Origin of the sequence: Nostoc sp., from assembly GCF_036917775.1 — a bacterium.
GTDB lineage: Bacteria > Cyanobacteriota > Cyanobacteriia > Cyanobacteriales > Nostocaceae > Nostoc.
The window spans coordinates 20,632-42,993 of sequence record NZ_JBALEQ010000083.1; the positions used below are offsets into that span (position 1 = coordinate 20,632).

Here is a 22,362-nt window from a genome sequence, read left to right on the forward strand (position 1 = left end):
GTGGGAATGGGGAGTGGGGAATGGGGAGTGGGGAATTGGGAATTGGGAATGGGTAATTGGTTACTCACTTTAGGCTAATGACAAATGACAAATGACTCTTTAAAGTTCTGGCTTAATGCGATTGAGTTGGGAGAGCAAATATTGTGTTACTAGGGTAGGCTGTTCAGCTTGCATGAGCGATCGCACCACTGCTACACGTTTGGCTCCAGCATCGATCACATCATTGATATTATTGGCATCGATTCCGCCAATGGCAAACCAGGGAATTGAGCAATTTTTCGCAGCATAGCTGACATATTCTAAACCTGTTGCTGCCTTACCTACTTTCGTGGGAGTTTCATAAACTGGCCCCACGCCAATGTAATCTACACCTTCAGCAATTGCTCCTTGCATTTCTTCTTTATTGGTGGTAGAAAGACCTATCAGACGCTGGGAACCTAGTAATTGCCGAGCAATAGTAATAGGCATATCTTGTTGTCCCAGATGTACCCCATCTGCATCGACGGCTAAAGCTAGATCTACGCGATCGTTAACAATGAATAAAGCACCGTAGATATGGCATAACTGTCGGAGTTTTCTGGCTTGTTCCAAACGCAAAGAATCATCGGTGGTTTTGTCACGGTATTGTAGAAGCGTTAATCCCCCTTTAAGTGCAGCTTCGACGTTATTCAATAAATTTTCATTTGGGGAAGTAACAAGATACAAATGCGATCGCCACAACAATTGATGGCGCTGATGACCCATTAAATTACTTTCTAGGGTATAAACCTGATAGCGCATCTGCTTACAAGCTTTAGCTATATTTGGCTGATAAAGCTTGCTGTATTCTTCCAACACCCGCAATGCTTCTTCGACACGGCAAAAGTTAGCTTGCAATACTGATTTTATACTAGCTCGTTCTTCTTCTTGAGGATGAGTTAACTCAGTCCCAGGATCGCCTGGTGTGTCTCGCGCCGCTCGTAATTCCGGGGTATGCCACTTGGCTAATTCTTGCCGTAAGCGCTTGCATTCAAGAGCTAACTGGGCATTATTCAAGCCAAAGCGACACCATTCTTCAATAATTCGCAAGCCTTCACGAGCGCGGTCTAAATTGGCATCTAAAATGCGATAGACAACTTGCTGTACTTGCTCTTTTTGGCTGTATGGCTCGACCATCACAACAACCCCGTTAGTGCTTTCATCAAAATGTGAATTATCATATCTCTTAGTAACCATAAGTCAATTAATTTGCTTTTTTTACTCAATTTTTGCCGAATCTACGTCAAAAAGCGTAGTAATGAGGGTTACGATAAATTATCCCATGTTCTTATATGCAGTGATAAGGGTAGTTTGAGGCTACAGTTTTGCACTAAGGTTAGTCAAGTATTTTAGGGTGAACAACGAGCTTACAAAGGACTAGCCGAAAGGGATACATCAGAAAATCTCCAATGGGCAAATTAAATTGAGACTGCATAGATACTATTTAAAGAGTGTTTGTCTCTCAATGAAGAATTTTTTGGGTGAGTCCTGAATTACAAGCTCTTTTAGGTTGAGGGTATTTTGGCGATCGCGTAGCGTGTTTTTATAGAGCAAGGTATTCTCGCAATACTTTTCGGTTAAGGGGGAAAGGGGAAAGGGAAAGGGTTTGAATTTCTTTTTCCCCATTGCCCTTTAACCTTTCCCCAGACCAAAAGAGAGATTATTGGGTTTATCCGAAAAGTATTGGGTATTCTCGAACAGACACAATATCATTTATTACCCTGTATTAAAAATCGCCAATCGGTCAATATGTGAGTAATATTATCGACATAATACTCTCTAAGAGTATAAGAATTTATTGTTACTTCTAAGGAGTTGTGTTAAATATGATTCACTACCGTGTGTTTCCTAAGTACCGTAGAGTAGATATTATGCTTGCAAAGCTGAAGTTTCTGGAATCAGCAAGACTTTTATTTTTTAGTTTATCGGTATTATCTTTTACCGTAGGGATAGGAGCGATAAGTATGACGTTCCTGGATAGTGCCATCGCTCAGATGCCATCAACACCAAATTCAGCACCTCTAGGTGAGACAAAAAATTCTCAGGCTAACTTGCTGTTTGTCAACCCAAATGGTGGAAATGACAGCGCAGGTAATGGCAGCGAATCTGCTCCTGTGAAAACGATTACCCATGCGTTGCGATTAGCTAACCCCAATACTGTAATTATGCTCTCTACGGGCACTTATAGCGCCGAGACAGGAGAGGAATTTCCCTTAATGCTGAAACCGGGTGTTTCAATTCAAGGCAACCCTAGCAATCAAGGTAAGGATATTATCATTCAGGGAGGCGGTGATTACCTGAGTCGGAGCTTTGGTGGTCAAAACGTCGCAATTGTGGGGGCAAACCAAGCTTTGCTCACTGGGGTGACGGTGACAAACCCCAATCGCCGGGGTTACGGTTTATGGATTGAATCTAGCGATCCGGTAATCACGGAAAATACATTTATCGGCAGTACCCAAGATGGGATTTCTGTCAGTGGTAATGCTGCACCTACCATTAGCAAGAATTACTTCGATCGCAATGGAGCCAATGGCATGACAATTGCCGGGAATTCCAGTCCCCAAGTGAAAGAGAATGTCTTTCACCAAACAGGTTTTGGCATTAATATTGCCCAAAATGCGGCTCCGATAGTTATAGGCAATCAAATTCAGAACAATAGATCGGGAATTGTAGTGCAAGCAAAGGCGCACCCGATTTTACGGAATAATATTATTCAAGATAATAAAGAAGATGGTTTAGTTGCGATCGCTCAAGCAATGCCAGATTTGGGTAGTGCTTCGGAACCTGGGGGTAATCAATTTCAAAATAATGGCCGCTACGACATTAACGCCAGCGCTGCTAAACAGATGATTTCTGCTGGCGGTAATAATCTTGTGAGCGATCGCATCACTGGCAACGTAGATATTAACGGCACAATAGCACTAGCAGCACAAAATTCTCAATCGACTCCCAACAATGTATTACAAGAAATACCACCAACTGGGGAAATTACCTTCTCGGCTCCCGGAATCTCTGAAACTACTAATAGCCAAAACAGCAACAGTATTTCAGCAAATAATCCTATTTCTACACAATTAAACAGTCAACAGCTGCCATTAGTACCATCTAAGGTTCCACTTTCCACGCCTATATCCAATCAACAGCAACCCACATCTAAAGTTGCTACATTTCCGACTCCAAGCAGCTTGTCGGCGAGACAAATACCTGCAACTTCCATTCCAGCACAGCCGCCTAACACACCACAGTTGAATTATGTGCGGATTGATCCTAATACGATTGAATTTACTGCCCCTGAGTACCCATCCAATTCAGTTGCCAGTACAAGGAATCAAACACAGCAGCCATTACCAATACTAGAAGCTACTGCCCCAAATGCGTCAGCACTTTTACCACTTCCCGATAACAATATCCCCATTAGTAATACTGGCAATATGCAAACAAGTTCTGCAAGTATTCCTTATGCCAGTAAATCTACGACACGGTTCGGTATCCGTTATCGCGTAGTAGTTCCACTCCTGACTGATAGGGATCAAGACTTAGTGCGATCGCTTGCTCCTGGTGCGTTTCCCACAGTTTGGGAAGGTCAAAGAGTTATGCAAGCAGGAGTATTTAGCAGTGAATATAACGCTAAAGAAATGCTCAAAACACTCTCTAGCAATGGTTTAAGAGCCATCATGGAACCCTTAAATTAAACAATTGATCGACACCAAAATGCTTACTCCCCTTCCATTTATTCATTTTTAATTTGTAATTTGTAATTTTTAATTGCTTAGGCGTACCCTATCCCGGCTTATGATCCAAACGGGTGGCTTGCTCTAGGGCGGCTTTTTCTTTGGCTCGGCGGACATAAGGTTGTAATTGGGCGCGATCGCAGCCTGTTAAGATAATCAGGTTTTCCAAGGTGATTCCCCGCATCAACATTTCTACGCGCCAGGTTTGTTGTGCTTGAGCGATCGCTGGCGTTTGTCCTTGGGGAGTTAATAACCCTTCACTCCATACTTGCCAACGTGTCTCAAGCTCTGATTCTGTCATGGGTTTACCTGTTTCATTTAAAAACATGGCTGTTTGAGCATCTTTACGACTTTTCAGCCATTTAATTAAGGGATTATTGGTAAAAGAACCGTAGCGTTTGCCCAAAATCCACTGATTTACTGGCACTTGACGGACAAAGCCAGGAATCGTAATTTGCAAAAAGTGCCCTTGAGTATCGTAGATTTGGTGCGATCGCTGCAAGTTAATCATTTCTGTGGTGGATAACCCAGCCCCAAATAACACGTAAGCCAAAGCATAATCTCGTATTCCCGATTTCCTGGCTTGTTGTAAAATTTCGTTAACTAAAGTAGCAGGCAAATCAGCTACTTCTGTGGTAGTGAACCCTCCTTGTAAGCAGTTTGTTGCTAGTTCTGCTGAGGATGACATGGCTCCATGTAAAAACAATTCCACCAAATTTTCCAGAAAATCATCCCGATCCTCCCAAAGTTCGTGAAATTCGCTGGTAAACTCAATTACGGCATATCCCAAGATCATCCCATTTAGTAAACTGGCTAATTTTTCTGCCGGTAAGTAGGTGTTTAGGTGTCCTTGCTGGATTACAGTAGCTAAATACTGAGCTACATAACGGTTTGCCTCTGTGACTCCCCTGCCTAGTGCGCGGCGATTTTCTGCCGGGAATTGGTCGGCTTCACCTACCACAGACCGGACAAACTCTGGCACTCGTTCTAATGCGTGCAAGCTATCACTTGCATAATCTTTTAGAGCTTGGTACACATTGCCGGGAGGCGTTGCCCGCCGCACCAGCGATTCACCTAAATCCTTAAAGGCTGCGGACTCTTCCAGCACCGCTAAAAGCAGTCCATGCTTATTGCCAAAATTCCGAAATAGAGTCACTTCGTTGACTTCGGCTTTTTCTGCAATTTGGCGGGTTGTGGTAGCGCTAACTCCCTGAGCAGAAAACAACTCAAGTGCAGCTTGAATCAAGCGTTGACGAGTGGAAACAAGGTGAGACGACATAGAAAAATGCAAGTGGCACTTGCAGAGGTATCAGAGTTCTGCTAGCATAACAAATGTAAGTGATACTTGCTTTACTCTACCCTACGGGTGACGCTCCTGCGTCGCTAGCGCTGCGCTAACACTAGTCGCTAATGGGGGAAACCCTCTTGGCGCTAGCCTCTCCCTTTGGGAGAAGCTAGCGCTGGCTCACTGTAACGAATGAGTATACAGTGCGGGTAAATCCCTTGTGGGATGGCATCCGAGAAAAGGCAAATTGCTTCATCATCCATCAACAGGAATTTTTATGACCGCAAATTTTGGGGCGATCGCCCCTGAGAGAGGCAACTCACCTCAACTCAGTTGGACGAATGTGGTATTTTTTACTACATTTCATGCTTTAGCACTTATGTCTCCTTGGTTTTTCTCCTGGCCAGCATTAGGTTTGCTAGTGTTTCTCCACTGGTTATTTGGGAGCATTGGTATTTGCCTGGGATATCATAGACTACTGAGCCATAAGAGTTTCCAAGTTCCGAAGTGGTTAGAGTATGCGATCGCCCTAATCGGAGCCTTAGCTTTGCAAGGTGGGCCAATTTTTTGGGTAGGTGGACACCGCCAGCATCACGCGCACACCGAAGATATCAATTTAGACCCTTACTCTGCTCAAAGAGGGTTTTGGTGGAGCCATATATTGTGGATTTTTTACCCGCGCCCAGAATTTTTTGACTATGACACCTATAAAAAATATGCCCCTGATTTAGCAAGACAACCCTTTTATTGTTGGCTAGATCGCTACTTTTTGCTGTTGCAAATACCCTTCGCACTGCTCCTATATGGATTAGGAGGATGGCCTTTCGTATTCTACGGAGTGTTTCTCAGATGTGTCTTGCTTTGGCACTCAACCTGGTTTGTGAACTCTGCATCACACCTGTGGGGTTATCGCACCTTTGATGCTAATGATGGCGCTCGTAATCTTTGGTGGGTATCCATCGTCACTTATGGAGAAGGATGGCACAACAACCATCATACTTATCCCCACATGGCGAAATCTGGGTTGTCTTGGTGGGAGATTGATGTTACTTGGTGGAGCATCCGAGTTTTGCAGACTTTGGGTTTAGCCAAAAAAGTTGTTTCAAGTCCCCCTCAAGGTGCAACTCACGGCTAAATTGCAACTAAATTACTATGAATTTATTAAGCCGATTGCTTTTCGCAGTCGGCTTACTAATTTTTACCAGCAGTATTTCACGGTAAAATCTAACAGTTTAAATCACCGCAATACATCAAGCGTGAAAACTGACAGTATTTTTTACCGCCTTTTTCAAGAACTTCCTGAGATATTTTTTGAATTAATTGGTAATCCACCCCAAACCGCAGAGGGTTATAAATTCTCCTCAATTGAAATCAAGCAAACGACATTCCGTATAGATGGTGTTTTTCTCCCAACACAAGGGCAAGAAAATCCGATTTATTTTGTTGAAGTCCAGTTTCAAACCGACGCAGAAATTTATTCGCGCCTAATTTCAGAAATTTGTTTATATTTACGTCAAAATAAACCTAAAAATTCTTGGCGAGGAGTAGTTATCTATCCCAATCGCAGTCTAGATATAGCAGATATCAATAATTACAGCGAATTTTTCACTAGCAATCGTGTGACTCGCATTTATCTTAATGAATTGGGTGAAACTGCATCGCTGCCAGTCGGAATTGCTACTATGAAATTAGTTGTCGATGAAGAGGAAACAGCAATTACATCTGCTAGGCAGCTAATAGACAGAACTCAGCAAGAAATCAACATTGAACCACAACGGCGGCAGTTACTAGAATTAATAGAGACAATTTTGGTTTATAAGTTTCCGACGATGAGCCGAGAGGAGATTGAAGGTATGTTTGGGCTAAGTGATTTGAAACAAACACGAGTTTATCAAGAAGGCAAAGAAGAAGGCAAGGAAGAAGGCAAGCAAGAGGGTAAACAAGAAGGAGCGCGTGAAGAAAAGTTTAGAATGATACCTTTGTTGTTGAGATTGGGATTGAGTTTTGAAGAAATGGCAAAAGAGTTAGGTTTGAGTTTAGAGGAAGTTCAGCAAGAAATGCAAAAACAGCCTCCAAGTCAGGATACGTAACCTACAATTAGCACTGCTCATAGATACCCGTAAATATTCCTGTTATTTTCCATTCCCATAATTTTTAATTTTTTGTATGATTTCGCTCTCTCCCATTCTCCAAGCTAGACTTTCTCAACCCCTCAAAATTGGCTCGTTTGAGGTAAAAAGTCGGGTTCTCCAGTCGCCTCTATCTGGAGTAACGGATATGGTGTTTCGCCGTCTCGTGCGTCGCTATGCACCAGATTCGATGATGTATACCGAAATGGTGAATGCTACGGGATTGCATTATGTTAAGCAGTTACCCAAAATTATGGAGGTAGATCCCAACGAACGCCCAATTAGCGTTCAACTATTTGATTGCCGTCCCGATTTTTTGGCAGAAGCAGCAATCAAGGCGGTTGCAGAAGGTGCTGATACTGTTGATATTAATATGGGTTGTCCGGTAAATAAAATCACTAAAAATGGTGGCGGTTCTTCGTTGTTGCGGCAACCAGAAATAGCAGAGGCAATTGTGCGGGAAGTGGTAAAAGCTGTTGATGTGCCTGTGACAGTAAAAACCCGTATTGGCTGGAATGACAACGAAATTACTATTCTCGACTTTGCCAAGCGGATGGAAGATGCCGGGGCAAAAATGATTACAGTCCACGGACGCACCCGCGCCCAAGGATACAATGGCAATGCCCGTTGGGAATGGATTACCCGTGTGAAAGAAGTGCTTTCTATTCCAGTGATTGGGAACGGAGATATTTTTTCAGTTGAAGCGGCGGTGAAATGTTTAGAACAAACTGGTGCTGATGGTGTGATGTGTTCGCGTGGGACTTTGGGTTATCCGTTTTTGGTTGGAGAAATCGATCACTTCCTGAAAACTGGGGAAATATTACCGACACCTACTCCAATTCAGCGTTTGGAATGTGCAAGAGATCATTTACAAGCCTTGTGGGAATATAAAGGCGATCGCGGTGTGCGTCAAGCCCGTAAGCACATGACTTGGTATGCTAAAGGTTTCGTTGGTGCTGCCGAACTCCGAGGACAGCTAAGTTTAGTTGAAAAGGTAGATCAGGGTTTAGCAATGCTTGACCAAGCAATTGAAAAATTAGCTAATGGTTATGAACTTGAAGAAGAAGCAGAAGGTAGTTTAGTGATGCTTTAAAAAATTGATATTACCACTGCCTTAATGCAGCATTAACATCTGCAATAGCCTATTGATAAAGTGAGGCGATTGTTTCAATCCCTAATAGGGATTTTGATGAATTGCAATATTACGTCGCTCGGAAGTGGTAGCATTGAATACGTTTCAATCCCTAATAGGGATTTTGATGAATTGCAATATGCCAAATGTTACAGAGGCGCGGCGTTGCGCTGTGTTTCAATCCCTAATAGGGATTTTGATGAATTGCAATTTCGCACCAGGTGACATTATCGCTGTAACTTGCACTGGGTTTCAATCCCTAATAGGGATTTTGATGAATTGCAATTTTATGCAGCCAGAACTTTACTAGCCGAAGGTAAAATTAGTTTCAATCCCTAATAGGGATTTTGATGAATTGCAATGCGCTATTCTTATAGCGATCGCTCTTGCGGGTAAGTTTCAATCCCTAATAGGGATTTTGATGAATTGCAATGTTAATTGCACCCCTAGAGCGATCGCTACATATCTGGTTTCAATCCCTAATAGGGATTTTGATGAATTGCAATTGAGGGTGACGCTTGACTCACGGCGCACCCATGCAGTTTCAATCCCTAATAGGGATTTTGATGAATTGCAATTTAATTTTTCTCAGCATCTTAGACAGCGAAAAGGTTTCAATCCCTAATAGGGATTTTGATGAATTGCAATGGCGATATTATTACCAGTTACTAGAATTTTTTGTTTCAATCCCTAATAGGGATTTTGATGAATTGCAATATATCTGCACCGGGCATTGGTTTGTCTAATCTTTCAGTTTCAATCCCTAATAGGGATTTTGATGAATTGCAATTTGGGCGGCGATCGCTGCTTGTTCTGCTTGAACAATGGCGTTTCAATCCCTAATAGGGATTTTGATGAATTGCAATCATAGAGCAGCTATCTTGTCAGCTATTAAAAATGGTTTCAATCCCTAATAGGGATTTTGATGAATTGCAATCCTATTTTTTCAAATGCGATAACTTCGTTGGGCTGCGCCCTATTAAAAATGGTTTCAATCCCTAATAGGGATTTTGATGAATTGCAATACTGCATGAGGTGATGTGCAAAGTGCAGCCCGAACTGTTTCAATCCCTAATAGGGATTTTGATGAATTGCAATCGGGGAAGTTGAGAATCGGGCGATCGCACATCACGGTTTCAATCCCTAATAGGGATTTTGATGAATTGCAATCTTGATAAGGAATATCCAGGAGAAAGGATTTTATCACCTGTTTCAATCCCTAATAGGGATTTTGATGAATTGCAATCTGAAGATGATTTACCTGCATTTGAAGAGGCTTATGTTTCAATCCCTAATAGGGATTTTGATGAATTGCAATTAGCGATCGCTATCTATCCAATTATTCACAATTGTTTCAATCCCTAATAGGGATTTTGATGAATTGCAATGCTTTGTTTTGTCGCCACGGATTGAATATTGAAGGTTTCAATCCCTAATAGGGATTTTGATGAATTGCAATTAATCACAATCTGCTGCATAGCGATCGCTTGCAAGTTTCAATCCCTAATAGGGATTTTGATGAATTGCAATGTGCTACAGATTGCGCTTCAGTTGGATAATGAGCGTTTCAATCCCTAATAGGGATTTTGATGAATTGCAATAGCGATCGCCCTGCACCCTTAATAGTAATTCTTTTGTTTCAATCCCTAATAGGGATTTTGATGAATTGCAATGTTCATCTTCATGGCTACACCAGATTGCATAGCGTGTTTCAATCCCTAATAGGGATTTTGATGAATTGCAATCTCAATCTTCCATGATTCTCGAAATCTTGAAATTAAGTTTCAATCCCTAATAGGGATTTTGATGAATTGCAATACTGACTATAAACAATAGGGATAAACAAGTTAGTTTCAATCCCTAATAGGGATTTTGATGAATTGCAATGCACTCAAGCAGCTTGTTGACGAGGGCAAAGCTAGTTTCAATCCCTAATAGGGATTTTGATGAATTGCAATTTCCAAGGATTGAGATTCAGGCACTAGCTCTTTTTTGTTTCAATCCCTAATAGGGATTTTGATGAATTGCAATCGCTGGCTTCTGAAAGCGCTGCTGTATTTGGTTTTCAAGGTGCAGTTGCGCGAATGTGTGAATCATAACACAGCAAATAGTCATAGCACAAGATGCAAATCGCTGAAAGCCAGTCTCCATAAGGTGCGCGGATGGTTTAAAAATACTAGTGCCCTGAAAGCATTGTATAGATGGAGCAGTAGCCATTTTTTGCCCCTTCTCATTTTGTACACCTACCCATCCGCGCATAAAGCAAGAAAATTAGTCTGATTCCCGATCGCCTAATCCTTGCACACCTTAATTTACCAAATCAGGGAATACCTCTTGCACAGCCGGATGGACTAAGCGATGATTCTGCACATTCACACCCTTAGCTAAAGCTGGGTTAACTTCTAGCGCCATAATTCCCAAATTAGCCAACTGGACGATATAAGGTAATGTACTATTATTGAGTGCCTGAGTTGCTGTCCAAGGTACTGCTCCTGGCATATTAGGAACGCCATAATGCACTACACCTTCTTCAAGGTATACCGGATTTGTGTGAGATGTGGCGCGTAAAGTTTCTATACAACCACCTTGGTCAACGGCTACATCAACTATTACCGAACCAGGGCGCATTTGTTTAACTAATTCACGCGATACTAATGTTGGTGCCCTACGTCCTAAGACTAAAACTGCACCGATAAGCAAATCGGCTTCTTTAACGGCAGCTTCAATATGAGCAGAGTTGCTGTAAAGCAATTCCACCCTAGAGCCAAACAAGGTTTCTAGGTAAGATAGACGTTCAACACTCACATCTAAAATCTGCACGATCGCACCCATACCCACTGCAATTTTAGCTGCTTCTGTGCCGACAACACCGCCACCTAAAATTACTACATTACCTGCCTTGACTCCAGGGACACCGCCCAAAAGCAATCCTCTACCGCCTTGCTGACGTTCTAGAAATCTCGCCCCAAATTGTACTGCTAACCGACCGGCTATTACGCTCATGGGGGTGAGCAAAGGAAGTCTGTTAGCACCAGGTTGTTCTACAGTTTCGTAGGCGATCGCAGTTGTGCCACAATCAATTAAATGCTCTGTCAATTTGCGATCGGCGGCTAAATGTAAATAAGTAAATAATATCTGCCCTTTCTGCAAAAATTTATACTCAGATGTCAACGGCTCTTTGACTTTCACAACCAATTCCCGATTCCAAGCCGTTTCTGATGTGGGGACAATCTCGGCTCCAGCACTTCTGTAGTCTTCATCGGAAAATCCGGCACCATTCCCGGCTTGTGTTTCTACGAAGATGCTATGACCATTTTCTCGCAGCACCCGCACACTAGAAGGACTTAACCCTACACGAAATTCTTGATCCTTATTTTCCTTTGGAACGCCGATTTCCATATATAGCCTCTGATAATTTTTTTGTTTAACTCTAGCCTGCGAATTTCAAGCTTGCTACCGACTTATTACAGATAGCTGTATTAAAGATAGTTAATCTGTGTTCTAAGTTTCTTAATTTAATCTGAGTAGCCCCAAATTCAAGCCCTTGACTATTACCCCAGTGTTTATACAATATATAAAGAATAGTAACAATTTATTAAAAGAGCGATTGTATAGCTCCCTACTAGGAAGCTTTTGCTGAATCGATCAAGTCATCTTGACATTTAAGCAGTGCAATTAGCTCATAAGTTACCAAGTTTAGGGTAAAGCTGAAGGGGAAAATACTATTCAATTCCTTTAACCTTTACCGCTTATACCTGACAATTCCTGTGAATTCTCATATCAACTCCCGTTTGCCGAAAAAAAGGTTTCTTAAAAATGACACAAACACAACCAACAATTACACCTAAACTAGAAGAGCCAAAGTTTGGCTTTAACGAATATGCTGAACGCTTAAATGGTCGAGCTGCAATGATTGGCTTCGCTTTGATGCTGGTGATTGAATATGTCACCAATCAAGGGGTGCTATCATGGCTGGGTCTGAAGTAGTGCCGCCAACCAGCACAAGGTGCAAGTTCTAAGCTAGTAGTTAAAAGAGTTTCAACCAGCTGGAACAACCAGTTGGTTTTGACTTTGACGATTGATAGCGAAATGCTTTGCACTAGAATGTAAGCAAGAGAGGAATCAAAATACCTATTAGTGATAGAAATATCATAGACTTGCAACTAGTATATGCAAGGCAATTAATGAGTATACTTCCTCCCCAACTAAAGAAAATCATAATTAGTGTCTGCCTTCGATGAGAAAGGCAAATTAAGGGTGAGGTATTCTTGGTAAATATACACAAAAGCTGAACTGGAACCAACCAAGCTGTGATGAATGCTGTATTACCTCGTTTTTTGAAGTCAACCTACCGAAAAGAGCCACTAATCAGTGTATTGGTGACAATGGGCGCTATAGATGCCCTGATTGGCGGATTGAATGATAGCTGGTCGTTGTTCGCTTTTGGTTTAGGAACAACAGGCATAGCGCTAGCCTTTAAGCTGTGGCGTTTCCAGCAGCGCCGTCCTCTACCAGAGGAACCTGTGGTGCAACATTATTTGCCCTCTCGTTCTTCTAGTGCGCCTTTACCAATGTTAAGCGTTTCTAAGAAAAAACCATCTCTTTAAGAGTGCTGTTAGTGGATAGCTAAGGTTTAGCCCGTTATGAGTTGATAAGCTGTTACGCAAATAAGATTGCACATCAACTGGTGAGGTTGTCCTTTGTCAATTGTCCTTTGTCCTTGGTAAACACTTTTGACAAATGACTAATGACTAATGACGGTCTACATGGAAAATATTGCAATATGTAGGCGCGTTAGCTTAATTCATAATTCTAAGTGGTTTGTTTGTATATAAAAAGTGAGGAAAAAGTGTGAGTAGTGAGGGAAGAGGTGGGGATAATTTTCTGCGTCCGTATATTATCCTGTCATTTATGGCAGCCGTCGCCCTTCCAGTGACTATCTGGCAAGGGTTTTACATTCATCAAGCTCATGCTGCCTCTGAAGTAACACCAAACTCCCCAACTACTAACAGCTTTGCTAATGCCCAACTACTTTACACACTCAGAGGACATAACGGAACTGTTAAATCTCTCGCTTTCAGTCCAGATAGCAGAATTCTTGCGAGTGGAGGTGCAGAAAATGAGGGTATTATTCGCCTGTGGAATCCAGTAAATGGTAAAAAGTTAGGGGATATTAATAAAGCACACAAATCAGCCATAGAGTCTTTAGTGATTTCACCAGATGGGCAAACCCTTGCTAGTTGTAGTGATGACAACACGATTAACCTCTGGAGTCTGAAAAATTTTAAGTTTAGCCGCTCTTTTGTGGGACATACCAGCAACGTATTATCTTTAGCGGTGTCTCCTGATAGTAAAGTTCTGATTAGTGGAGCTTTGGATGGGATTCGGCTATGGGATTTACTACAGCAGCGCCCTTTAGGGACTCTAGTACGCTTCGATAACTTGATTTATACTCTAGCCATTAGCCCTGATGGACAAACCTTAGCTAGTGGTGATAGTAAGGGTGTAATCAAGGTATGGAGCTTGAGTACTGGTAAATTAATCAGTGAATTTGTGGCTCATTCTAATGTTGTTAGCGCTGTCATCTTTACACCAGATGGACAGACATTAGTGAGTGCTAGCCGCGATCGCACAGTCAAACTGTGGAATATTAATACTGGAGAATTAGTCCGCACTCTCACAGGACATAATAACTGGGTAAATGCGATCGCCATTAACCCCGATGGACAAACCCTTGCTAGTGCCGGCAAAGATGGGATTAAAGTGTGGAATTTAACTACAGGTGAGTTAATCAATACACTGAATGGACATACAGACTGGGTAAGTGCGATCGCTTTTAGTCCCAATGGTAAAATCCTCGCCAGTGGCGGATTTGATCGACAAATCAAGATTTGGGGAACTCCACAAAAACGTAATTAACAGCGAATGCTAGAACCCCGACTTATTTAAAAAGCCGGGGTTCTGAATGACTTGTAGAGAAGGTGATAAGTTTATGAATATTGAGCAAGCAGTCTTGGAGAAATTGCGCCAGCTACCTATAGATAAGCAGCAAGAGTTATTGAATTTTGCAGAATTTTTATATCAAAAAAATATTCCTAAAGGTACCTTACGTAGTGTAAGAGGGTTATGTGCTGATTTAGCAATGGATATTACTGAACAAGACATTACCGAAGCTCATTAAGAAATGTGGGGTAGTCCAGGCTCCTAGCCTAATGGTAACTTTTATACAAAAGAGCGATCGCCACAATACCTTGTCTTTGAGAAGAAGGTATTGCAAGCATTTACCGTGTTTGCTAAACTTTTGTCTTGCTTTTTTAGAGTTTTTATAGTAAAAAATCAAGCAAAGCTCAGATTAGATTTTGTCATAACTACGCAAAATCAATCGTTGTAGCAACCAAGAGCCATGTCTACGACGAGCTATTCGGTGTCGCCGATTGTTCAATAACTGTGAATACTTGATGAAAATAGAGCCGAGCTAATATCTTATCCAGCAAATTACTGTCAGTATAAACATAGGTAACTTCAAATCGCCTATGCAGCTACTTGCCCTCTATAATCGGAACAATTTCTGAACTTAGACAATCTTAGAACTGGTCATCGTCAGTAAATGCACTCAGGTAAAAATTACTATCTTGGCTAAAGCAAAGGTTTGTAGCGTTTAAGCGCTATTTCAAACGTAAGATAACTTGCTACTTAAATGATGTTTAATTTTCCCGAACTGCTTTTGATCCCCATTTCGATAGAATGACTAGGCAGAACCCTAAAACTAAAAACCGCTTTTGACTGCGACGCACATGAATCAACTGAACAATGGTTTTACGATATTTCTAAGTCTGCTAGTCGAGGCGATGCCTTTTTTGCTTATTGGGGTTTTATTCTCCAGTTTGCTGCTATTTTTTGTTGATGAGCGCAAATTAGTAGAAAAAATGCCCAAAAATCCTCTGCTGGGTGCTTTAGTTGGCAGCTTGATCGGCTTTTTATTTCCGGTGTGTGAGTGCGGGAATGTGCCGGTAGCGCGGCGGTTCCTGATTCAGGGAGTACCTACACCAGTCGCAATTGGTTTTTTGCTAGCAGCGCCAACAATTAACCCAATTGTAATTTGGTCAACTTGGACAGCATTTCGAGATCAGCCAGAAATAGTAGTCTTACGAGTTGTATTTTCTCTAGCAATTGCCACAATTATTGGTTTTGTTTTCAGTTTTCAAAAGGACTTAAATCCGATAATTCAACCTGCGATCGCTCGCTATATGAAGTTTAATCCACCCGCGCAGCCAGAAACCAAACGCCGTGGTAAACGTTACCAAGTAGAACAGCAAGAAGCGATACCAAATATCTTGCAATCCGGGACTTATATTTTAGGGGGAAAAGCAGGTGTACCTCTGCGGATAGATGCTAACTTTGTACAGGCTACTACCCCAGTTTCTAATACCAATAAACCTCTTGGAGATAAACTGCGCCTAGTGGTAGATAATAGCGTCCAAGAATTCCGGGAATTGGGCGGAGTGATGATTTTAGGAAGTGCGATCGCAGCAGCGATTCAAGTCTTAGCTCCCCGTGAATTAATTCTCAGTTTGGGTGCTGGGCCTATTAGCTCGATTGTAGTCATGCTGATATTAGCAGTAGTGGTGTCAATTTGTTCTACAGTCGATTCTTTCTTTGCTCTATCTTTTGCCTCGACCTTTAGTAGCGGTTCCTTGTTGGCATTTCTAGTGTTTGGGCCAATGATTGATATCAAAAGCGTTGGTTTGATGTTATCTATTTTTAAGCCCAAAACTGTCTTTTATTTATTTGCTTTAGCAGCACAATTAACATTTGTGTTAACTCTTTTCCTCAACTTACACGTTTTTTAAAGAATTAATCTTTTGTTCTTTGCTAATAACCAATGCTCCATGTCCAATAACTAATGGCTAATAAAAATCCTAAATCTAAAATCCCAAATCTGTTACTTCCTTGGCTGGATGCCCTAGCAATTGCATCTTGGGGAATTTTGATGTTGAGATATTGGCTAACTAACAAGCTGAACCTATTAATTCACCCAAATTACATTTGGTTTGTGGTTGTGACAGGTATCAGCTTGATTGCTATTAGTTTCTTCAAGATGCAGGAACTTTGGCAGCGCCGTCGCCGTGATGTCACGCCAAATGGCCAGCATATTAGTTTATTTCCCCCTGGTTGGGGCAGTGTTTTATTGTTGATTACAGCGATTTTAGGTTTTATCATTACACCGCAAGTTTTTGCTAGTGACAAAGCACTCCAAAGGGGCGTAACCACCGATTTATTGGGAAGTACACGCGTCAAACCCCAAGCCTTTCGAGCTACTGTTCGTCCAGAGGAGCGATCGCTTGTAGATTGGGTACGTACTGTTAATGTCTATCCAGAACCAGATACATATACAGGCCAAAAAGTCAAAGTTCAGGGATTTGTTATTCATCCGCCAGACATAGGAAAAGAATATTTGTTCTTAGCTCGATTTGTCTTAACTTGCTGTGCAGCAGATGCTTACCCAATAGGATTACCCGTTAAACTCCCAAACAATCAAGAACTTTATCCCCCTGACACTTGGTTGGAAGTAGAAGGGCAAATGATGACAGAAAATTTAGCAGGTAAACGCCAACTGACCATTGCCGCTACTTCTCTCAAAAAGATTCCTCAACCCCAGAATCCTTATAGTTATTAATTATTTGTTGATAACTAATGACAAATGACCAATGACAAATGACAAATGACAAAATCTAAAGCATTTATCCAACCACTCGATCGAATAGCGATCGCACTGATGCTACTGCTAAGTGTGCTGATTGGGTTAATCATATTGCAAGGTGATGTGGTAACTGCTCGTGTGCGCGACTTTACCTGGCAAAATCAACAGATTGGGGCGGAAGATAACTCCTTCACCCTCACCTTCAGCCGCCCAATGGAAACAAAAAGTGTAGAGGATAACTTGAAAATCGAGCCACCCCTAGCAGGTAAATTCAGTTGGGCAGGGCGGCGAATGGTTTATACGCTGTTAACACCAGCACCTTATGGCACGAATTATAAATTGCAGTTACAGGGAGCTAAAGATAAGTTTGCACAGCAAGAGGGCAAAAATCGGTTAATCCAGGCTTTTACAGGTAGCTTCCGCACACGCGATCGCGTCATTCTTTACATCGGAACCAATCAAGAAGAACAGGGGCGATTAGTTCTATACAACTTAACCCAAGAGCAAAAAAGGGTACTTACCCCCAAAGACTTGATAGCAATGGACTTCGAGTCATTTCCAGATGGAGAGAAAATTATATTTTCGGCTCGCGCCAGCAATAACGAAGACTTACTTTCAGCCCAACTGTACACAGTCACTACAGGCGTTTCTAGTAAATCTGGACAAGAAGCACAACCAGGAGGCAAAGTTGACCTAGTTTTAGATAGTAAAGATTATCAAAACCTGAAATTTGACTTATCACCTGATGGGCAAACTATTGTCATCCAGCGCGGAAACAAAAATAATCCCGGCGACTTTGGACTATGGTTTATGCCAGCAACCAGCGACGGTTCAGCAGAAAAACCCACTCCTAAACGTCTGAAAAGCCAACCAGGGGGAGACTTTATGATCACCCCAGATAGTAAAGCCGTAGCAGTTGCCCAAGGACAGGGAGCAGCAATCTTACCACTGCAAGGTGATGCCAGTAAACCTCTAGATTTTCTGCCGCAGTTTGGTTTGGTACAGGCTTTCTCTAAAGATGGCTCTCAAGCAGCGATGGTAAAGTTTAATACAGATTACACGCGAGATTTGTTTTTAGTGACAAACCAAGGTGTACAGAAACAACTATTAAAAACTACAGGCTCAATTCTCAGCTGCCAATTTGATATTGCCTCACCCACCCTCTACTGCTTGCTGACACAGCTAGTATCCAAGGAACAATATATAGAACAACCTTATGTGGTGGCAATTGATCTGAAAACCGGGCAACAGAAACCACTGCTAGTACTGCCTCCCGCTCAACGAAATGTGCAAATGAGTTTATCTGCGGATGGTTTAGGCTTGTTATTTGACCAAGTAGTACCGCAGGCAAACCCCCCAGCATCATTACCCACCAACACTTTGAAAACTGATGATGGAGATGTTATTGCTACCAGTAGCCTGTGGTTAATGCCTCTACTACCAATCGCTGATGCTGCGACTGTTGAAATTAGACCAGAACAACTCCCCTTAGCCGGATTTCGTCCCCGGTGGCTACCTTGAACGAAGAGGCGGGGGAGTAGGGGCTTTCAAGGGTTGGGGTTTGAGAAAGGGGGAACCTTTAAGTACACTCGTCTTGCAAGTCGGTCAATCGAACTCTTGCTGAGTTACTTGTTTTAAAGTGTCTCAAATCACTCTCTCTACTGGCTGATTTTTAATTCCGTAACCTTGAAAGCTTCACCTTCCCCTCTGCTTCTTTCTAACCGCTCACTTGCGATTCAACTACACCCACGGGACAAGAAACATTTGTCCCTCCTAAACCACAATACCCATTAGGATTTTTCGCCAGGTATTGCTGATGGTAGGCTTCTGCGTAATAGAATTCCGGTGCATCCAAGATTTCTGTAGTAATCTTGCCATAGCCTGCATCGTTGAGAGCTTGCTGATAAGCTTCCCGTGATGCTTCTGCTAGCTGCTTTTGGCTTTCAGAATATACATAAATTCCCGAACGGTATTGAGTGCCAGCATCATTGCCTTGGCGCATTCCTTGGGTAGGATTGTGGCTTTCCCAAAAGACTTTGAGTAGTTCGGCATAACTAATCACCTTGGGATCAAACACCACCAGCACCACTTCATTGTGACCGGTTCGCCCACTACATACCTCTTCGTAGGTGGGGTTGGGTGTAAATCCAGCAGCGTAACCTACTGCGGTGGTATAAACTCCTTTAAGTTGCCAGAATTTGCGTTCTGCACCCCAAAAACAGCCCAAGCCAAAGATTGCCTTCTCTAATCCATCGGGATAAGGAGCTTTTAAAGGATTATTGTTGACGTAATGAGCAGCAGGTACTGACATAGACTGCGCCCTTCCTGACAAAGCTTCTTCTGGTGTGGGCATAACTTGCTTTTTGCCAAATCCGAATAGTGCCATTGATTTTGACTCTGATATATATCTTTACCTTATTTACTATTGTAAAGATTCTTGCGATCGCTTGGGGTTTTCCTTAGCCCTGAACAGCTTGTGTTGACCTTGTGGCGATAGTTCGTGTTATTCATCATTATGAATACTTTTCAAGGGTAAGTAGTCGTCAGAAGTACTCATGGACAAAATACCAAAAATTGATCGTCAAAGGGAGCATCAAGCGAACGAACGTACTTTTCTAGCTTGGCTACGTACTTCTATTTCATTGATTGGTTTTGGTTTTGCTATTGCGCGATTTGGTATATTTCTGCAACAGCTGAATCTTGCTATTACTCAACAAGAAACTAGGCTAAATCCATTATCCAACTCGGAAAATTTGGGTGTTGCTTTGGTAGTTTTTGGAATTTTGGTTGTTGCATTAGCCGCATGGCGATACAACCAAGTTTTCTGGCAAATTGAACGAGCAGATTATAAACCAAATAGGCTAATCGTTTGGATTATGACTGGAGTAGTCATTATTTTGGGACTTCTTAGTATTCCTTTGCTCTTAAGGCGTGATAAAGTCCTTCCTCGCTCTCCTTTTCCGACTCAACCACAGTCTCGAAACTTTCAAAGTTCAACCCCAAACATCAATCTGAAAAAGGGGACAATTACTACTAAATACAAACAGATATATTACAACAAGATCCCCGACTTCTTGAAGAAGTCGGGGATCTGAGCTTGAGCCATTCAATTAACAGTAGCCTCAGAAATAACTGTTACACAAGCATTGACTAAGGGTAATAACGGCCCTAGTTGCTCTTGTCCATTTACGGCTAAATCGCTGTGACACAAATAAACTCTCTCGGATACGCGAGATAGTAAATCTGTTAAAATCCTCCGCAGTCGTTCTTCTTCTGCCAATTTCTCATCTTCTGCTGTCCAAGGTTCGCCTAACCTGTCTTGCAAAAAAAACGGCGCACCAAATAACGTTGCTGCGCCACCTTTGGCCCAAAGAGGTGAACCAGCATCTAGCCAAAAATGCCAACGGTGCGATCGCCTACTAGACCGATATTGAAATATAGTTGCTAAGGTGACGGCCTTTCTGGCTCCACCAATAGGTAGCACAGGGTAAGGATTGGCGGTGATTGTACCACGTCGCAGTAATTGAATAAATTCGATAATAGTTGTGTGAGGCGTTGTCTCAACTGGGGCGATTTGTCGTAACCTGGTGTCAATTTCCCAGTAATGTTGGGCGGTTTCTAATAATTCGCGCAGTGCTGCTAGTTGTTCGTAGGGGAGATTGCTACCATTCCACAAAAAACGCTGAATTGCTCTGTCTAATAGGGAAATGGGACTAGGAATTAACCGCAGTTCTTGTTGCGATCGCTGCTGTTCTAACCACTCCAATATCTCATTATAAGCTGTAGTAGCCGCATAGCCAATTCTATCCCAGCGCTCGAAGGCTGATACTGGTAGTAAGTTGGGGCGATCAGGATGAGGTACAAAGCAGTAATCTGCAATCAAACCGGCGCGTACCGGATCAATATTTGTAGAGACGCGATTCATCGCGTCTGTAGAGTTTTCTGGTACTTGTTGCTTTCTACTCAATACAACTAGCATTTCTGCGACGGCATCCCGATCTACGAGGCGACCCAAGCCGGGATAAACTAGTGCCAGCATGGTGAGTAAGGCGCGAATGACGGGTGAACTAATTAGGGGACGTTGGTCATTGAGCGATTCTACCTGGATGTTTTGCTTGACGAGGATTTCTACTAGAGTATAACGAGCGATCGCATCTAAACCTGGTGCAATAATCGCTACTTCTTCTGCTTGTACTTGCTGCGATTGGATCGCATCAGCAATTACCTCTGCTGTTTGTCGCAATAGTTGAGCGCGGGAGGTAGTTTGAATAGAATGCACAATCTCTGGTAAACTAACCAGCACCATTGGTTCTGTGACTAATTCCACCATCTGTTTAGCTTGTTCTCCCAGAGACTCTGGAGGCGGCTCGCTTAAGATTTCTACCCGACAACGCTTTGCTAACCCTTCTAGATATTTGGGATCTGCTCCTAATCCCAATCGCACTGCACCGTCGGGATTGTAGCTAAACGCGCCGATCGCGCCTCGATCTAATAGCAATTCAAACAAAAGACGCGCTACGCTAGGATAATCGTCAACATCATCTGCCAATACTGCTTGATAGCGTTTAGTTAGGTGCTGTTGGTAGTTGCGATCGCTTAATAAATATTGACTATAGAGTTCGGTAATAATGCCATAAGTCAGTAACCCCCTCTCTAAACACCAGTTACGCCAATCAATGAGCAAAGATGCTAAAAATTCCGGCTCTAAAGTTGTAGTATTTTCCCCCAGACCCTTTGCCAAAATCTGGGCAATATCTTCGCAATGTACCCCACTGTAAGCAGCTAATTGCAATAAGTCTAAAATGCGACGCACCAAGCGCGACTCATTAATTCCCGCAACTCGTAAAATTTCTTCGTCTAATTGGGAACGCCAGAGTTTGGTTGCTAACTCTTGTTCCGTTTCTGGTCGCAATCTTACCGGAAACTGGGCCTTCAAATTCAACGAGTTAATTAGCAACGGCCAAAATAAGATAACTTCATCCTGGAAAAAACCTAGCGGTGTCTTGGCACGCACCGGATATTTCCCTAATGTTGATGTAACAATGATATCTCCCAACTCTCGGCGATTATCATCATTTGCAGCTAAGACTAAAACTCCTGGCTCTGTTTGTTTAAGATATAAAAATTCGGGTATGCGTTCGCCTTTTTTATGTGCTTGTTTCTTAGTATAAAATAATTCAGTAGCCTGCTTCTCTGGTTGTACCCAACTACAAAATTGCTCTACCAAGCGAGCCGTCTTACCAGTGCGACTAGTGCCAACAATCCAAACCGAATGAGAAACCACAAACTTTCTCCTTGTAGATTTGCTAGTATACCTCGTGCGTTAACTTAAGGTTAAGAATCACCAAATAATGCTGGATGATTGT

The 22,362-nt window shown here is 42.3% G+C and carries 16 protein-coding genes, 1 pseudogene and 1 CRISPR repeat array; of the genes and pseudogenes, 12 read left to right on the top strand and 5 right to left on the bottom strand.

The window, feature by feature from the left end; genetic code table 11:
* Window positions 1-99 precede the first annotated feature (99 nt).
* Window positions 100-1,215, bottom strand: a complete 1,116-nt coding sequence (locus V7K69_RS15385; protein ID WP_335035767.1) for a thiamine phosphate synthase — start codon at window positions 1,213-1,215, stop codon at window positions 100-102.
* Window positions 1,216-1,844: 629 nt separating this feature from the next.
* Between V7K69_RS15385 and V7K69_RS15390 the strand changes: the two genes are divergently transcribed.
* Window positions 1,845-3,710, top strand: a complete 1,866-nt coding sequence (locus V7K69_RS15390) for a DUF1565 domain-containing protein (RefSeq protein ID WP_442936145.1) — start codon at window positions 1,845-1,847, stop codon at window positions 3,708-3,710.
* 88 nt (window positions 3,711-3,798) lie between these two features.
* On the opposite strand, the gene V7K69_RS15395 is transcribed toward V7K69_RS15390, so the two are convergent.
* Complete coding sequence (locus V7K69_RS15395; RefSeq protein WP_335035772.1) at window positions 3,799-5,028, bottom strand: TetR family transcriptional regulator; 1,230 nt, start codon at window positions 5,026-5,028, stop codon at window positions 3,799-3,801.
* A gap of 283 nt (window positions 5,029-5,311) precedes the next feature.
* On the opposite strand from V7K69_RS15395, the gene V7K69_RS15400 reads away from it, so the two are divergent.
* The 3 genes from V7K69_RS15400 to dusB all read left to right on the top strand — a co-directional run bounded on the left by V7K69_RS15400 (window position 5,312) and on the right by dusB (window position 8,256).
* Window positions 5,312-6,169 (top strand): acyl-CoA desaturase, encoded by an 858-nt coding sequence (locus V7K69_RS15400; RefSeq protein ID WP_335035774.1) that lies wholly within the window; start codon window positions 5,312-5,314, stop codon window positions 6,167-6,169.
* 121 nt (window positions 6,170-6,290) lie between these two features.
* Window positions 6,291-7,124, top strand: a complete 834-nt coding sequence (locus tag V7K69_RS15405; RefSeq protein WP_335036096.1) for an Rpn family recombination-promoting nuclease/putative transposase — start codon at window positions 6,291-6,293, stop codon at window positions 7,122-7,124.
* Window positions 7,125-7,200: 76 nt separating this feature from the next.
* On the top strand, window positions 7,201-8,256 hold the full coding sequence (gene dusB, locus V7K69_RS15410; RefSeq protein WP_335035776.1) for a tRNA dihydrouridine synthase DusB: 1,056 nt from the start codon (window positions 7,201-7,203) through the stop codon (window positions 8,254-8,256).
* Between the two features lie 71 nt (window positions 8,257-8,327).
* Window positions 8,328-10,326: direct repeats of the CRISPR family, unit length 37 nt; unit sequence GTTTCAATCCCTAATAGGGATTTTGATGAATTGCAAT.
* A gap of 276 nt (window positions 10,327-10,602) precedes the next feature.
* Here the strand turns inward: dusB and ald are convergent.
* The gene (gene ald / locus V7K69_RS15415; protein WP_335035778.1) at window positions 10,603-11,694 is read right to left on the bottom strand and encodes an alanine dehydrogenase; all 1,092 of its coding nucleotides are present in this window, start codon (window positions 11,692-11,694) and stop codon (window positions 10,603-10,605) included.
* 417 nt (window positions 11,695-12,111) lie between these two features.
* On the opposite strand from ald, the gene V7K69_RS15420 reads away from it, so the two are divergent.
* The 7 genes from V7K69_RS15420 to V7K69_RS15450 all read left to right on the top strand — a co-directional run bounded on the left by V7K69_RS15420 (window position 12,112) and on the right by V7K69_RS15450 (window position 18,517).
* Complete coding sequence (locus V7K69_RS15420) at window positions 12,112-12,282, top strand: chlorophyll a/b-binding protein (RefSeq protein WP_012410338.1); 171 nt, start codon at window positions 12,112-12,114, stop codon at window positions 12,280-12,282.
* 326 nt (window positions 12,283-12,608) lie between these two features.
* Window positions 12,609-12,902, top strand: a complete 294-nt coding sequence (locus V7K69_RS15425; RefSeq protein ID WP_185587157.1) for a hypothetical protein — start codon at window positions 12,609-12,611, stop codon at window positions 12,900-12,902.
* Between the two features lie 304 nt (window positions 12,903-13,206).
* Entirely contained in the window at window positions 13,207-14,214 is a 1,008-nt protein-coding gene (locus tag V7K69_RS15430; protein ID WP_335036098.1) for a WD40 repeat domain-containing protein, read from the top strand.
* Window positions 14,215-14,260: 46 nt separating this feature from the next.
* Window positions 14,261-14,476: a DUF2281 domain-containing protein gene (locus V7K69_RS15435; protein WP_335035783.1), complete on the top strand. Its 216-nt coding sequence runs from the start codon at window positions 14,261-14,263 to the stop codon at window positions 14,474-14,476.
* 613 nt (window positions 14,477-15,089) lie between these two features.
* Window positions 15,090-16,145 carry a permease gene (locus V7K69_RS15440; RefSeq protein WP_335035785.1) on the top strand — a complete coding sequence of 352 codons (1,056 nt, stop codon included), beginning with the start codon at window positions 15,090-15,092 and terminating at the stop codon, window positions 16,143-16,145.
* A 53-nt stretch (window positions 16,146-16,198) separates the two neighbouring features.
* Window positions 16,199-16,972, top strand: coding sequence for a TIGR03943 family putative permease subunit (locus V7K69_RS15445; RefSeq protein WP_335035787.1), 774 nt, complete (start codon window positions 16,199-16,201; stop codon window positions 16,970-16,972).
* Window positions 16,973-17,017: 45 nt separating this feature from the next.
* A complete protein-coding gene (locus V7K69_RS15450; protein ID WP_335035789.1) occupies window positions 17,018-18,517 on the top strand; it encodes an Ig-like domain-containing protein in 1,500 nt (499 codons plus the stop codon).
* A gap of 196 nt (window positions 18,518-18,713) precedes the next feature.
* Here V7K69_RS15450 and msrA read toward each other — a convergent pair whose 3' ends face one another.
* Window positions 18,714-19,382, bottom strand: a complete 669-nt coding sequence (msrA, locus tag V7K69_RS15455) for a peptide-methionine (S)-S-oxide reductase MsrA (RefSeq protein WP_335035791.1) — start codon at window positions 19,380-19,382, stop codon at window positions 18,714-18,716.
* Between the two features lie 169 nt (window positions 19,383-19,551).
* On the opposite strand from msrA, the pseudogene V7K69_RS15460 reads away from it, so the two are divergent.
* Window positions 19,552-19,986, top strand: a pseudogene (locus V7K69_RS15460) (YidH family protein); the annotation flags it as partial.
* Between the two features lie 116 nt (window positions 19,987-20,102).
* On the opposite strand, the gene V7K69_RS15465 reads toward V7K69_RS15460, so the two are convergent.
* Window positions 20,103-22,280 (bottom strand): recombinase family protein, encoded by a 2,178-nt coding sequence (locus tag V7K69_RS15465; protein ID WP_335035793.1) that lies wholly within the window; start codon window positions 22,278-22,280, stop codon window positions 20,103-20,105.
* Window positions 22,281-22,362: the final 82 nt, after the last annotated feature.

Bases quoted from the DNA above. Each gene is read 5' to 3' on its own strand.
- V7K69_RS15430 (WP_335036098.1), top strand. From the start codon at position 13,207: ATGGCAGCCGTCGCCCTTCCAGTGACTATCTGGCAAGGGTTTTACATT.
- ald (WP_335035778.1), bottom strand. From the start codon at position 11,694: ATGGAAATCGGCGTTCCAAAGGAAAATAAGGATCAAGAATTTCGTGTA.
- V7K69_RS15450 (WP_335035789.1), top strand. From the start codon at position 17,018: ATGACAAAATCTAAAGCATTTATCCAACCACTCGATCGAATAGCGATC.
- V7K69_RS15400 (WP_335035774.1), top strand. From the start codon at position 5,312: ATGACCGCAAATTTTGGGGCGATCGCCCCTGAGAGAGGCAACTCACCT.
- dusB (WP_335035776.1), top strand. From the start codon at position 7,201: ATGATTTCGCTCTCTCCCATTCTCCAAGCTAGACTTTCTCAACCCCTC.
- V7K69_RS15425 (WP_185587157.1), top strand. From the start codon at position 12,609: ATGAATGCTGTATTACCTCGTTTTTTGAAGTCAACCTACCGAAAAGAG.
- V7K69_RS15445 (WP_335035787.1), top strand. From the start codon at position 16,199: ATGGCTAATAAAAATCCTAAATCTAAAATCCCAAATCTGTTACTTCCT.
- V7K69_RS15395 (WP_335035772.1), bottom strand. From the start codon at position 5,028: ATGTCGTCTCACCTTGTTTCCACTCGTCAACGCTTGATTCAAGCTGCA.
- V7K69_RS15420 (WP_012410338.1), top strand. From the start codon at position 12,112: ATGACACAAACACAACCAACAATTACACCTAAACTAGAAGAGCCAAAG.
- msrA (WP_335035791.1), bottom strand. From the start codon at position 19,382: ATGGCACTATTCGGATTTGGCAAAAAGCAAGTTATGCCCACACCAGAA.
- V7K69_RS15385 (WP_335035767.1), bottom strand. From the start codon at position 1,215: ATGGTTACTAAGAGATATGATAATTCACATTTTGATGAAAGCACTAAC.
- V7K69_RS15390 (WP_442936145.1), top strand. From the start codon at position 1,845: ATGATTCACTACCGTGTGTTTCCTAAGTACCGTAGAGTAGATATTATG.
- V7K69_RS15440 (WP_335035785.1), top strand. From the start codon at position 15,090: ATGAATCAACTGAACAATGGTTTTACGATATTTCTAAGTCTGCTAGTC.
- V7K69_RS15435 (WP_335035783.1), top strand. From the start codon at position 14,261: ATGACTTGTAGAGAAGGTGATAAGTTTATGAATATTGAGCAAGCAGTC.